The 11,612-nt window shown below is 69.5% G+C and carries 10 protein-coding genes; 5 read left to right on the top strand and 5 right to left on the bottom strand.

The features are described 5' to 3' along the window. Positions 1-43: 43 nt before the first annotated feature. From MLGJGCBP_RS09750 to ygfZ, 4 genes are all read right to left on the bottom strand, one after another. Positions 44-244, bottom strand: coding sequence for a DUF3073 domain-containing protein (locus MLGJGCBP_RS09750; RefSeq protein WP_005244376.1), 201 nt, complete (start codon positions 242-244; stop codon positions 44-46). Between the two features lie 181 nt (positions 245-425). After that, complete coding sequence (locus MLGJGCBP_RS09745; protein ID WP_160095133.1) at positions 426-1,379, bottom strand: asparaginase; 954 nt, start codon at positions 1,377-1,379, stop codon at positions 426-428. Further along, positions 1,376-2,044 (bottom strand): MOSC domain-containing protein, encoded by a 669-nt coding sequence (locus tag MLGJGCBP_RS09740; RefSeq protein WP_160095131.1) that lies wholly within the window; start codon positions 2,042-2,044, stop codon positions 1,376-1,378. The genes MLGJGCBP_RS09745 and MLGJGCBP_RS09740 overlap by 4 nt, the downstream gene beginning before the upstream one ends. Further along, positions 2,041-3,162, bottom strand: a complete 1,122-nt coding sequence (ygfZ, locus tag MLGJGCBP_RS09735) for a CAF17-like 4Fe-4S cluster assembly/insertion protein YgfZ (protein ID WP_160095129.1) — start codon at positions 3,160-3,162, stop codon at positions 2,041-2,043. The genes MLGJGCBP_RS09740 and ygfZ overlap by 4 nt, the downstream gene beginning before the upstream one ends. A gap of 62 nt (positions 3,163-3,224) precedes the next feature. On the opposite strand from ygfZ, the gene MLGJGCBP_RS09730 reads away from it, so the two are divergent. The 5 genes from MLGJGCBP_RS09730 (at position 3,225) to cydC (ending at position 10,160) form a co-directional block, all read left to right on the top strand. Beyond that, complete coding sequence (locus MLGJGCBP_RS09730; protein WP_087557698.1) at positions 3,225-4,097, top strand: aminodeoxychorismate lyase; 873 nt, start codon at positions 3,225-3,227, stop codon at positions 4,095-4,097. Positions 4,098-4,230: 133 nt separating this feature from the next. Further along, the gene (locus tag MLGJGCBP_RS09725; protein ID WP_087557697.1) at positions 4,231-5,727 is read left to right on the top strand and encodes a cytochrome ubiquinol oxidase subunit I; all 1,497 of its coding nucleotides are present in this window, start codon (positions 4,231-4,233) and stop codon (positions 5,725-5,727) included. An 11-nt stretch (positions 5,728-5,738) separates the two neighbouring features. Next, entirely contained in the window at positions 5,739-6,776 is a 1,038-nt protein-coding gene (gene cydB, locus MLGJGCBP_RS09720; protein ID WP_087557696.1) for a cytochrome d ubiquinol oxidase subunit II, read from the top strand. Beyond that, positions 6,773-8,491, top strand: a complete 1,719-nt coding sequence (gene cydD, locus MLGJGCBP_RS09715; protein ID WP_160095127.1) for a thiol reductant ABC exporter subunit CydD — start codon at positions 6,773-6,775, stop codon at positions 8,489-8,491. The genes cydB and cydD overlap by 4 nt, the downstream gene beginning before the upstream one ends. Next, positions 8,481-10,160: a thiol reductant ABC exporter subunit CydC gene (cydC, locus tag MLGJGCBP_RS09710; RefSeq protein WP_160095125.1), complete on the top strand. Its 1,680-nt coding sequence runs from the start codon at positions 8,481-8,483 to the stop codon at positions 10,158-10,160. Before cydD ends, cydC begins: the two co-directional genes overlap by 11 nt. 242 nt (positions 10,161-10,402) lie before the next feature. On the opposite strand, the gene MLGJGCBP_RS09705 is transcribed toward cydC, so the two are convergent. Further along, positions 10,403-11,512, bottom strand: a complete 1,110-nt coding sequence (locus MLGJGCBP_RS09705) for a type IV toxin-antitoxin system AbiEi family antitoxin domain-containing protein (RefSeq protein ID WP_160095123.1) — start codon at positions 11,510-11,512, stop codon at positions 10,403-10,405. Positions 11,513-11,612 lie beyond the last annotated feature (100 nt).

Genomic DNA, 11,612 nt, shown 5'->3' with positions numbered 1-11,612 from the left:
GGGAGCCGATACCGGCTCCCCCTCATTTCTGTGTCTTCAGATCTCAGCGCCGCCAGTCGTCGTCGTCCTCCCGGGAGTGACCCTCCCTGTCGGCACGCTGGTCAGCGAAGACCTCGTCCCGATGCGAGTTGGACGACCCACCTGAGAGCTCTCTTTGCAGGCTGTCAAAATCCGTGGTCGGTACGCTGTACTTCAGCTCGCGTGCAACCTTGGTCTGCTTTGCCTTAGCCCGGCCGCGGCCCATGGCTGACCCCCTCGCGCTTTCGCGGGGCGGCCTGGGGAATTTGGCGGCCCCGTTTGAGTGTGTAAGTTCCTGCCCCACACTCTAGCGTGGAAAAGTCCCTCGCGCTTCCATCCACACCCCGAAGCGGTGTCTGTTTAGTCTCATCGAGGTCGCGAACTGCCCCGATGCCGGTATTTCTGCTTCAGAAGACGCCCGGAATTGCCCGGACCGTCCCCACTCGGACGCCGCCGCCGAGCACGGGCTGCGATGCGAGGGCCGCCAGGTCCTCGGTCCACTCGGCGCCCATCCGGTGGAGAAGTGCTGCGGCGAGGGGCAACCGGGCCCGTTCGTGACCGTCGTCGATCTTGAACGCGAACGCCGAGCCGTCGGGGAGCGCGCCCGCGTAGACCCCGTCGGCGCCGGCCTTCGTCAGCAGCCCGGCAACGACCGGCATCAGCCGCGCGTCGTCCTTGCCGGTGCCCGAGACGAGATACGGGTGCTCGCGGACGGCGTCGGCGACGGCGAGTTCGGGGGAGCCGGGTTCGGCGGTGACGAGCCGCGCGAACGCCCGCGCCAGGTGCGTCAGCGACAGCGGGACGATCGGCAGCCCGCATCCGTCGATGCCGAGTTCGGCGTCGACGTCGCCGCTGATCGAGCCGAGCGTCTCGACCACGGCGAGTTGCAAGGGGTGTGTCGGCTCCAGGTAGCTGTCCAGCGGCCAGTCGGCGGTCAGACAGGTGGCCAGCATCGCCGCGTGCTTGCCCGAGCAGTTCATGTACACCGGGCGGGGGAGTTCCCCGGCGGCCAGCAGTTCGGCCCGCGCGAGCTCGTTGGAGGGCAGATCCGCGGGGCAGCGGAGCTGGTCCTCGTCGAGGCCGTACCGGTCGAGGAGCCGCTCGACGAGTTCGACGTGATCCGCCTCGCCCTCGTGGGATGCGGTCGCGATCGCGAGCTCTTCGGAACTGGACGGCTCGAAGCCGTTCCGCAGCATCGTCACGGCCTGCCACGGCTTGTTCGACGACCGGGGGTAGATCGGCGTGTGCACCTCGCCGAGCGCGAGCGAGATCTCGCCGTCCGCGCTGAGGATGACCGCGGAACCACGGTGGACGCACTCACGGAATCCGGAGCGGACGACCTCGACCAGTTCGATGCTCAATACGTGACCTGCACTTCCAGTCCGGCGATCCGTCGGCGGGCCTTGTCCGCGACGGTCGGAGCGAGGTTCTCCTGCTGTTCGAGCAGTGCCACGAACCGTTCCGGGTCGCGGCCGGTGAACAGATCGCGCACGGTGACGCCGTGGCCGGGCACGTGGAGGCGGTGGACGGCGTCGCCTGCGGTGATCGACCCCTCGGTCACCACCCGCAGGTACGCACCCGTGTCGCCGCGTTCGGAGAACCGCTTGACCCACCTCGGCTCGGCGGCCCACACACCGAACGTGCCGCACGGCGTCCGCGGGCCGGCCACCTCCAGTTCGGTGGTGCCGATCCGCCAGCGTTCGCCGATCACGGCGTCGCTGGCGGCGATGCCGTCCAGCCGGAGGTTCTCGCCGAACCATCCCGGGGGCAGTTCGCGGCCGAGTTCCGACGCCCAGCGCCGCGCCTCGTCCTCCTGGTACGCGTAGACGGCCTTGAACGGCCCGCCGTGGTATTCGGTGTCGCAGACGCGGTCACCGGCCAGTCCGGTGGTCGTGACGGACACCGGGCCGTCGACGGGCCGCTTGTCGATCGCCGTGCGGGTCACCCGCCGGGTGCCGCTGTCGCGTTCGGCGTGCAGCACGCAGACGGCCAGCACCTCGCCGGCCGCCGCGGTCTCCCCGGTCACCGGCCGCGGAGCCGGTCGACGGCGGCGCGGCCGGCCTGGACCGCGTCGTCGACGGGCACGGAGTCGGGGTCGATGGACGCGGCGCACGGTCCGGTCACCAGTTCGGTGTCGGTGGGGATGGACCGTTTGACGAGGGCCAGCGCGATGGGGCCGAGTTCGTGATGGTCGATCACCGTGCCGATCCGTCCGACCGCGCGGCCGCCCGCCGTCACCGGGTCGCCCGGTTCCGGCCTGCCCTCGGCGCTGCCGTCGAGGTGCAGCAGGACCAGGTGTCGCGGTGGCTTGCCGAGGTTGTGGACGCGGGCGACGGTCTCCTGACCGCGGTAGCAGCCCTTCTCGAGGTGGACGGCGCCGTACTCGGCGGGACCGCCGATCCAGCGGACCTCGTGCGGGATGGTGCGGTCGTCGGTGTCGAGCCCGATCCGGGGACGCACGGCGGCCACCCGCAGTGCCTCGAACGCCCACGTTCCCGCGGGAGCGGCGCCTGCGGCGGTGAGCCGGCCCCACCACGTCGCGAGTCCTTCCCGCGGGACCAGCAGGTCGAAGGAGTCGGCGGTCGGCCACGGCATGCGGCGGACGAATCCGCCCCCGGCCACCGCGACCGCGGCGTACGGCTCGGCGGGCACGGCGACCCCGGCGGCGTCGAGGACGGCGGCGGCGTCGGGCCCGATCACGCTGAGGACGGCGAGTTCGTTGCCGTCGCGGGGCTCGGCCTTGGACCAGAACACCATCTTGGTGAGGAACGAGAGAAGGTCGGGTCCGCGGTCGGCTTCGGTGTCGATCCAGGTGACGCCGTCGAGGTCGGTCTGGACGAAGTGGTGTTCGACGCGGCCGTTGACGTCGAGGCTGAGGTTCTCGGCGCTCGAGCCGTCGGGGAGTGCGGCGACGTGCTGGCTGGAGATGGTGTGCAGCCAGGTGAGACGTTCGGGTCCGCTGATCGCGATGACGAACCGGTGGGATCGGTCGACGACCACCGCGGAACGCTCGGCGCTGCGTTGTTCGCCGAGCGGATCGCCGTGATGCCAGGCGACGCCGGCGTCGGGGGAGCCTTCGGGCGCAGGGACCGCGCCCGGGGCCGTGACGAGTGGACTGGGTGAGACGGGCAGTTTGTCGACCACGAACCCAGTCTAGGGACCAAGGACCCCGGGTGGCGGTCAGCAGGGTCGATAGGCTGGGTCTCATGTCTGATCGAGTGCTGGTGACACTGGACCACGAGGTGCGCGACGCGGATGCTCCGCTGCTGCACGCGGACGATCTGGCGGTGGTGCGCGGCGACGGTGTCTTCGAGACGCTGTTGGTGCGCGGCGGTCGCGCACTGAAGGTGGAGCCGCACCTCACTCGACTGGTGGCGTCGGCGCGGGCCCTCGGTCTGCCGGTGCAGGACCTGGACGACTGGCGGCTGGCGCTGGAATTGGCCGTCGAGGAGTGGGGGTCCGAGCGGGAGGGTGCGATGCGCCTCGTGCTCAGCCGTGGCCGGGAGTCCGGTGGCGACGCGACCGCCTTCGTCACCGTCGGGCCGGTCGCCGACCGGATCCTGGACGCGCGCCGAGACGGGGTGTCGGTACTCACACTGGCCCGGGGCTATTCGGTGGATCTGTCGGCGAGCGCGCCGTGGCAGCTGCTCGGGGCGAAGACCTTGTCATATGCCACGAACATGGCCGCCCTGCGGTACGCGGCCACGTTCGGCGCCGACGATGTGATCTTCGTCAGTAGTGAGGGCAATGTGTTGGAAGGGCCACGTTCCACGGTGGTCATCGCCCGCGAGAAGACGCTCCTCACGCCGCCGCCGGAGCACGGAATTCTGCCGGGCACGACGCAGCAGGCCCTCTACGAGGTGGCGTCCGGCAAGGGGTTCCGCTGCGAGTACGCGGCGCTGCGTCCCGCGGATCTCATTACGGCGGAAGGTGTTTGGCTCATCTCCAGCATCACCATGGCCGCGCGGGTGCGCAAGATCGACGGCCTCGCCCTGCCGGACGCGCCCCTCGCCGACGAGATCGTGGAGCTGGTCGGCCTCGCGGTCGAGACGTCGGGAGCCGAGTCCGCGGAGGCTTGACAGGTCTACTACATTTCGTAGTAGCAAAGTCCTGCGGGGGAAACGACCCCGCAGTACGTTGTTTTCAAGGGTCGGGCGGAAGCCCACGCTCCGGCCCTGAAGCCTGTCCTACGGGCCCAGTTTCGGAGTAGCCATGGATGCCTTGGATGTCTCCCGGTGGCAGTTCGGCATAACCACCGTCTATCACTTCATCCTCGTACCGCTGACGATCGGGCTCGCCCCGCTGATCGCCGTCATGCAGACGATGTGGGTGGTCACCGGAAAGGACCACTGGTATCGGCTCACCAAGTTCTTCGGGAAACTCTTCCTGATCAACTTCGCGCTCGGCGTCGCCACCGGCATCGTGCAGGAGTTCCAGTTCGGCATGAACTGGAGTGAGTACTCGCGCTTCGTCGGCGACGTGTTCGGCGCGCCCCTCGCCCTCGAGGGATTGGTGGCGTTCTTCCTCGAGTCGACGTTCCTCGGACTCTGGATCTTCGGCTGGGGCAGGCTGCCCAAGCTCGTCCACCTGGCCACCATCTGGCTCGTCGCGATCGGTGTCAACGCGTCCGCGTACTTCATCATCACCGCGAACTCGTTCATGCAGCACCCGGTGGGGGCCGTCTACAACCCCGAGACCGGGCGCGCGGAACTCACCAGCATCTGGGAACTGCTCACCAACAACACCGCGCTCGCGGCCTTCCCGCACGTCGTCGCCGGAGCGTTCCTCACGGCGGGCACGTTCGTGGCCGGCGTCGGCGGCTGGTGGATGGTGCGCAGCATGCGCAAGTCGAAGGAAGCCACCGAACCGGAGGTCGCGAAGAAGCACGAGGAGACCGCCAGGACGATGTTCCGTCCGGTCACGATCCTCGCGCTGTGGGTGATGGTCGCCGCCGGTGTCGGACTCGCGATCACCGGCGACATCCAGGGCAAGCTGATGTTCGAACAGCAGCCCATGAAGATGGCGTCGGCCGAATCGCTGTGCCACACCGAAACCGGCGCCGACTTCTCGATCCTCACCGTCGGCACCCAGAACAACTGCGACAGCATCACCCAGCTCATCAAGATCCCCGGGCTCACCTCGTTCCTCGCGGACGGCAACTTCGACTCCACCGTCGAGGGCGTCACCGAGATCCAGGCCCGCTACGAAGAGATGTACGGGCCCGGCAACTACAAGCCCAACCTGTTCGTCACCTACTGGACGTTCCGCGCGATGATCGGCTGGGCCGCCGGATCGGCGCTGCTCGCCGTCGTCGGCCTCTGGATGACCCGCGGCGGCCGCGTCCCGGACAAGAAGTGGTACGGCTGGCTGTCCATCCTCGTCATCCCGACGCCGTTCCTCGGGAACAGCGCGGGCTGGGTGTTCACCGAGATGGGCCGCCAACCGTGGGTCGTGGCACCCAACCCGACCGGGGTCGACATGATCAGACTCACTGTCGACCAAGGCGTCTCGAATCACTCCCCGTGGACCGTCTGGGTCTCGCTCATCACGTTCACCGTCGTCTACGGGTCGCTGGCGGTCGTGTGGTTCACGCTGATCCGCCGCTACACGGTGGAGGGACCGCTCGAACACGACGCGCATCCACCGGGTGACGACCACGATGAGCCCGAAGAACCGGGCAAGCCCGAGCAACTCTCGTTCGCGTACTAGGGGAGACGGTCATGGGACTTCAAGAAGTGTGGTTCATCCTGATCGCGGTGCTCTTCATCGGGTACTTCGTCCTCGAGGGATTCGATTTCGGTGTCGGCATGCTGATGCCGGTGCTCGGCAGGCGCAAGGATCCCCACGGGGACACGCGACGGCGGGTGGTGCTCAACACGATCGGCCCCGTGTGGGACGGCAACGAGGTGTGGCTGATCACCGGCGGCGGCGCGTTGTTCGCGGCGTTCCCCGAGTGGTACGCCACCTTGTTCTCCGGTTTCTATCTGCCGCTGCTGATCATCCTCGTCGCCTTGATCGTCCGGATCTGCGCCATCGAGTACCGCGGCAAGATCGACGACGACACCTGGCGCCGACGCTGCGACTGGGGCATCGTCTTCGGGTCCTGGGTGCCTGCCGTGCTGTGGGGTGTCGCGTTCGCGAACATCGTGCGCGGCGTCGACATCGACGCCGACAAGCAGGTCACGTCCAACCTCCTCGATCTGCTCAATCCGTATGCGCTGCTGGGCGGTCTGACGACGGCGCTCGTGTTCGCCCTGCACGGCGCGGTGTTCCTCGCCCTCAAGACGGCCGACGAGGTCCGCACGGACGCCGTCGAACTGGCGTCGCGGCTGGCGATCCCGGCCGTTCCGGTGGCAGGCGCGTTCGTGCTGTGGACGCAGTTGGCGCACGGCAAGGGCTGGACGTGGATCCTCGTCGCGATCGCCGCCGCCGCACTCCTCGGGGTGGTCGCGCTCACCCGCGCCGAACGTGAGGGCTGGGCGTTCGCGCTCACCTCGATCGCGGTGATCGCCACCGTTGCCCTGCTGTTCGGTTCGCTGTTCCCCAACGTCATGCCGTCCACCCTGGACGCCGCGTACAGCCTCACCATCGACAACGCGTCGTCGAGTCCGTACACGCTGAAGGTGATGACGTGGGCCGCCGCGTTCCTCACTCCGGTGGTGCTCATCTACCAGGGCTGGACGTACTGGGTGTTCCGTCAACGGATCTCGACCAAGCACATCCCGCCGTCGATCGGTCTCCCGCTCGAGCGCAGATGAGCACAGCGGTCGGCGACGCACCCCGCCCCGCCGGGGAGCGCGGTTCCCGGCGCCCCGTCGATCCCCGCCTGTGGCGGTATTCGGCGGCGGCCCGCGGGTATCTCGTCCTCACGGTCGGACTGTCGATCGTCAATGTCGCGATGGTCATCGTGTCGGCGCTCATGATCGGCCGGGTGCTCGGTGGCGTCATCGTCGACGACGCCACCGACCTCGGGCGGTGGTCCACCGAATTGACGGTCCTCGCGGCCGCGGTGGGGATCCGGGTCCTCGGTACCTGGACGCAGTCCCGGTTCGCGCACCGGTCCGCGTCCCGGGTCGTGGCGGAACTGAAGGGCGAGGTGCTCGGTGTCGCCACCCGGCTGCGGCCGCGAGCACTCGACCCGCGGCGGGACGAGATCGCGACCGTGCTCACCCGCGGCGTCGACGGACTCGTGCCGTACCTCACCGGGTACCTCCCCGCCCTCGTCCTCGCGGGCACACTCACGCCGGCGACGTTGGCGGTCATCGCATTTCAGGATCTGACGTCGGCGGCCATCATCTTCGTCACGCTGCCGCTCATCCCGGTCTTCATGATCCTCATCGGCCTGCTCACCCGGGGCAAGGCGGCCAAGACGCTGACCGCGATGACCACACTGTCCTCGCAACTGCTCGACCTGCTGGCCGGCCTGCCCACCCTCCGCGCACTCGGCCGCGAACAGGGGCCTGCGACGCGGGTGCGCGAACTCGGCGACGCGCACCGCCGCACCACGATGTCAGCACTGCGGGTGGCGTTCCTGTCGTCGATGGTGCTGGAACTGCTGGCCACCCTGTGCGTCGCGCTCGTCGCCGTGAGCATCGGACTGCGACTGGTCTACGGGGGCATGGGACTCGAGGCGGGAATCGTCGCACTGATCCTCGCCCCCGAGGTGTACCTCCCACTGCGGATGGTCGGCACCCAGTTCCACGCCGCCGAGGACGGAATGGCCGCCGCGAGCAGGGCCTTCGCCGTCATCGATGCCGACGGTGCGGTCGTGGTGGGCGCCGACAGTGCAACCGCGGTGAACGCCGACAGCGCAATCGCGGTGGACGCCACCGGGGCGCGCCTCGAGTTCGACGACGTGGACGTCGCGTCGCGACGTGGTCTGGCGCCGCACGGACTGTCCGGGACCGTCGAACCCGGCGCGGTGACCGTGCTGACGGGACCCAACGGTGCCGGGAAATCGACTGCGGTGCACGCACTCCTCGGTCTCGTCGAACCCGACGGCGGGCAGGTGCGGGTGGCGGGCGTCCCCGTGAATTCGCTCGACCGGTCCGCGTGGTGGGCGCAGGTGGCGTGGCTGCCGCAGCACCCCGTCCTCGTTCCCGGCACGTTGGGCGAGAACCTCCGGCTTCTCGGCGACGTCGTCGACCTCGAACAGGCCTGCGCGGCGACGGGTTTCGACGAGGTCCTCGCCGAACTCCCCGACGGTTGGAGCACGCGCGTCGGATCCGGGGGAACGGGACTGTCGCTCGGACAGCGGCAGCGGCTCGCCCTGACCCGGGTGCTGGCCACCCGGCGTCCGGTCCTGGTGCTCGACGAACCCACCGCACACCTCGACGACGCATCGGAGCGGACCGTGCTCGATTCCCTGCGCGGCCTGGCCGCCGCGGGCCGGACGGTCGTGGTGGTGGGGCATCGCCCGACCGTGCTCGCGGCCGCCGACCGGGTGATCGAGGTGAGCGCCGATGTCGCGTGACCCGTTACTCCGGGCGCTGCCGCTCCTCGACCTGAAACCGGGACGGGTCGCGCAGGCCGTCGCCGCCGGAGTCGCCACCCTGGGCAGCGCCCTCGCGCTGGCGGCGCTGTCGGCCTGGTTGATCACGAGGGCATGGCAGATGCCGCCCGTCCTCGACCTCAGCATTGCCGTCGTGGCCGTGCGGGCCCTCGGCATCTCCCGCGGCGTCTTCCGCTACCTCGAGCGGCTGGCCACCCACGACACCGCGCTGCGCGGCACCACGTCCGCCCGCACCCGGCTGTACCAGCGGCTCGCCGACGGAGACCCCGCGGCCGCCGCCGGACTGCGCCGCGGCGAACTCCTCGCCCGCACCGGGGCCGACGTCGATACGCTCGGTGACGTCGTCGTCCGCGCGCTCGTCCCGATCGCCGTGGCCGTCGTCCTGGCTGTGGCCGCCGTCGGCATCCTCGTGGTGATCTCGCCGGCCGCGGCGCTCGTACTCGCAGTGGCGCTCGCGGTGTCGGGGGTCGCGGCGCCCTGGTTGTCCGCGCGGGCCGCCCGCCTCGCCGAGACGTCCGGAGCGGAGGCGCGCGCCCGGTTCAGCGAGGAGGCCGTCACCGCCCTCGATCACGCCGCGGAACTGCGCGTCGCAGGTCGCCTCGACCGCGCCGTGTCGCGGGCCGTCGACGCCGAGCACGCCGCGGTCTCGGCTACCGACCGCGCCGCCGCACCCAGCGCGTTCGCGGACGCCGCCACCCCGCTGGCAATGGGGGTGAGCGTGATCGCGTCGCTGCTCATCGGCATGGACCTGTACTCGTCGGGGACCATGAGCCCGATGGCGATGGGCATCCTCGTGCTCCTGCCGTTGTCCGCGTTCGAGGCCACGGCGGCACTGCCCGCCGCAGCGGTCGCGCTGACCCGCGCCCGCATTGCGTCCCGTCGCATCCTCGCCGTACTCGACGCCGCCGTCGCGGATCCGCACCCCGGCGACCGGGACCTCGACGGACCGGCGGAGGTGGTCGCGAAGGACCTGCGGTGCGGCTGGCCCGGAGGGCAGGTCACCGCCGCGCTCGACCTCGACCTGCGGCCGGGTGCTCGCGTCGCGATCGTCGGGGGCAGCGGGTCCGGGAAGACGACCACTCTGATGACCCTCGCCGGGTTGCTGCCCCCTGTCTCGGGGACGGTCCGGATCGACGGCGTCGACCTCCACCGCATCAAGTCCGAGGCGCTGCGCCGGAACGTCGGGTTCTTCGCGGAGGACGCGCACCTCTTCGACACGTCGGTGCTCGAGAATCTGCGGGTCGCGCGCGGCGACCTGGATGCCGCGGAGGCGGTGACCGTACTGGAGTCCGTCGGGCTCGGGGGATGGGTGGCGGGGCTTCCGGAGGGAGTGCACACCACCCTCGCCGGCGGTGCCAGGGCGGTGTCCGGCGGGCAGCGTCGCAGGCTGCTCCTCGCCAGGGCGCTGCTGTCGCCGGACCGGGTGCTGTTGCTGGACGAACCGACCGAACACCTCGACGCGGATGCGGGCGCCGACCTGCTGCGGAGACTGCTCGCACGCGACGGCGGACTGGTGTCTGCGCAGCGCACCGTCGTGGTGGTCACCCACCAGCTTCCGCAGGATACCAGCGCTGACCTGGTGATACGGGTGGAGAAAGCTGAGAGCGAAAATGCGTTGCCGACTCCGTGAGTGCGGCGTACGTTCTTGAGTACACGAGGAAGGAGGTGGTCTGAAATTGAATGACAGACGGACACGTGAGGTGGCTGCCAGCTAGCCGCTACCGCTGACGGAATTCACTGACCGCGCGAGCGGCGAGCGAATCCCAGGCAGCTACCCGGCCCCCGAGCCCCCGGTCTGGTCCAGATCGGGACCGGTGCACACGCACCGGAAGGCTCGGGGGCCGTTGTGCGCTTAGCGCCCGTGAGTACTTATTAACCGCCGGCGGTTAACAAGTACTCACGGCAGTGGGGGCACGGGTTCGACCCACTCCAACCGCCCCGCTCGAGGACCGTGCGCACCTCGTCCGCGACCTCACACGAGCGTCGCGTCACCTCCTCCCATCCGTACACCAGCGTCGCCTTCCCCGCGAGTTCTGCCGCGTTGCCGCGACGCCGGTCGCGCAGAGCCACCGACCGCGACGAGTGGTACCGCAGTCCGTCCAAACGCACGAGGAGCGGAACCCCGCTGTCCGAGTAGTCCACGTCCTCGTACAGGGTTTTCCCGTCGACGAGCACAGGCGACTGTCGCCGGGCGGCCGGCAGTCCGTGGGCGAGTTCGACGTCGACGGCGTACCGGTGTTCCAGCATCGACTGGACGCCGCTGGAGACGAACGTCAGCGCGTCGGTCAGCGCCTTGCGGTATCTGCGTGGCGGACGCTGCTCGATCCGTCGAAGGAGCGTGTGGACCGACGCACTGCTGCCGGTGACCGCCGCGACGAGGACCCGCGCCGCTCCTCGCGCCGACGGCTCCTCGACAGCCAGGTCGACGACGGTGTCGGCCAGGGACGTTCGTGGCAGGAGCGTCGGAACGAGGATGTGGGCGTGCGCCCGGGACCGATGCACCACGACCCCCGGGTGGAGAAGATCACCCTCGCGCGGAACCAGACGGTCGGATCGCCGTCCGACCTTGCGATACGTCGGTCCCTGGGGCTCGGCCGACAATCCGTAGGGGACGGTGACGTCAATCCGCCCCTCGGGGTCGACGGGCACCAGCGACCACTCCTCGGCCGCTGTCCGGTGGCTGAGAATCGCGCGGGGACCACCGAACAGCAGCGCCGCCCACAGCATCATCGGCCGGTCGAGGGGTCCGTTGGTGACGGCGTAGACGCCGTGCAGCACCGCCGACCACTGGCCGGACTCCACCATGTGCTGAATCTGCCGGGTCGAGATCCCGAGCCCGCGCAATTGGCGGGCCGTGACGAGGCCGTGCTGGTGGTCGAGGACTGTTTGGAACTCGGGCTTGAAGTCGATCGTCGCAGGTGTCATGGACGCGACGGTGCGCACGCAGGCCGACAGGACACACCCGAAAAGGGCCGATTTCAACTCGCCTGTGGATGAACGGAAGGTTGTGGATAACCCGAGCCGTGAGTACTTGTTAACCGCCCGCGGTTAACAAGTACTCACGGGGCGCTAGCCAATATAG

Source organism: Rhodococcus sp. T7 (assembly GCF_009872365.1).
Taxonomy (GTDB): Bacteria; Actinomycetota; Actinomycetes; order Mycobacteriales; family Mycobacteriaceae; genus Rhodococcus_F.
Note: the sequence above shows the minus strand (reverse complement) of the source record. Positions and strands in the feature narration are given on the sequence as shown.

Bases quoted from the DNA above. Each gene is read 5' to 3' on its own strand.
- MLGJGCBP_RS09750 (WP_005244376.1), bottom strand. From the start codon at position 244: ATGGGCCGCGGCCGGGCTAAGGCAAAGCAGACCAAGGTTGCACGCGAG.
- MLGJGCBP_RS09730 (WP_087557698.1), top strand. From the start codon at position 3,225: ATGTCTGATCGAGTGCTGGTGACACTGGACCACGAGGTGCGCGACGCG.
- MLGJGCBP_RS09725 (WP_087557697.1), top strand. From the start codon at position 4,231: ATGGATGCCTTGGATGTCTCCCGGTGGCAGTTCGGCATAACCACCGTC.
- cydB (WP_087557696.1), top strand. From the start codon at position 5,739: ATGGGACTTCAAGAAGTGTGGTTCATCCTGATCGCGGTGCTCTTCATC.
- cydD (WP_160095127.1), top strand. From the start codon at position 6,773: ATGAGCACAGCGGTCGGCGACGCACCCCGCCCCGCCGGGGAGCGCGGT.
- cydC (WP_160095125.1), top strand. From the start codon at position 8,481: ATGTCGCGTGACCCGTTACTCCGGGCGCTGCCGCTCCTCGACCTGAAA.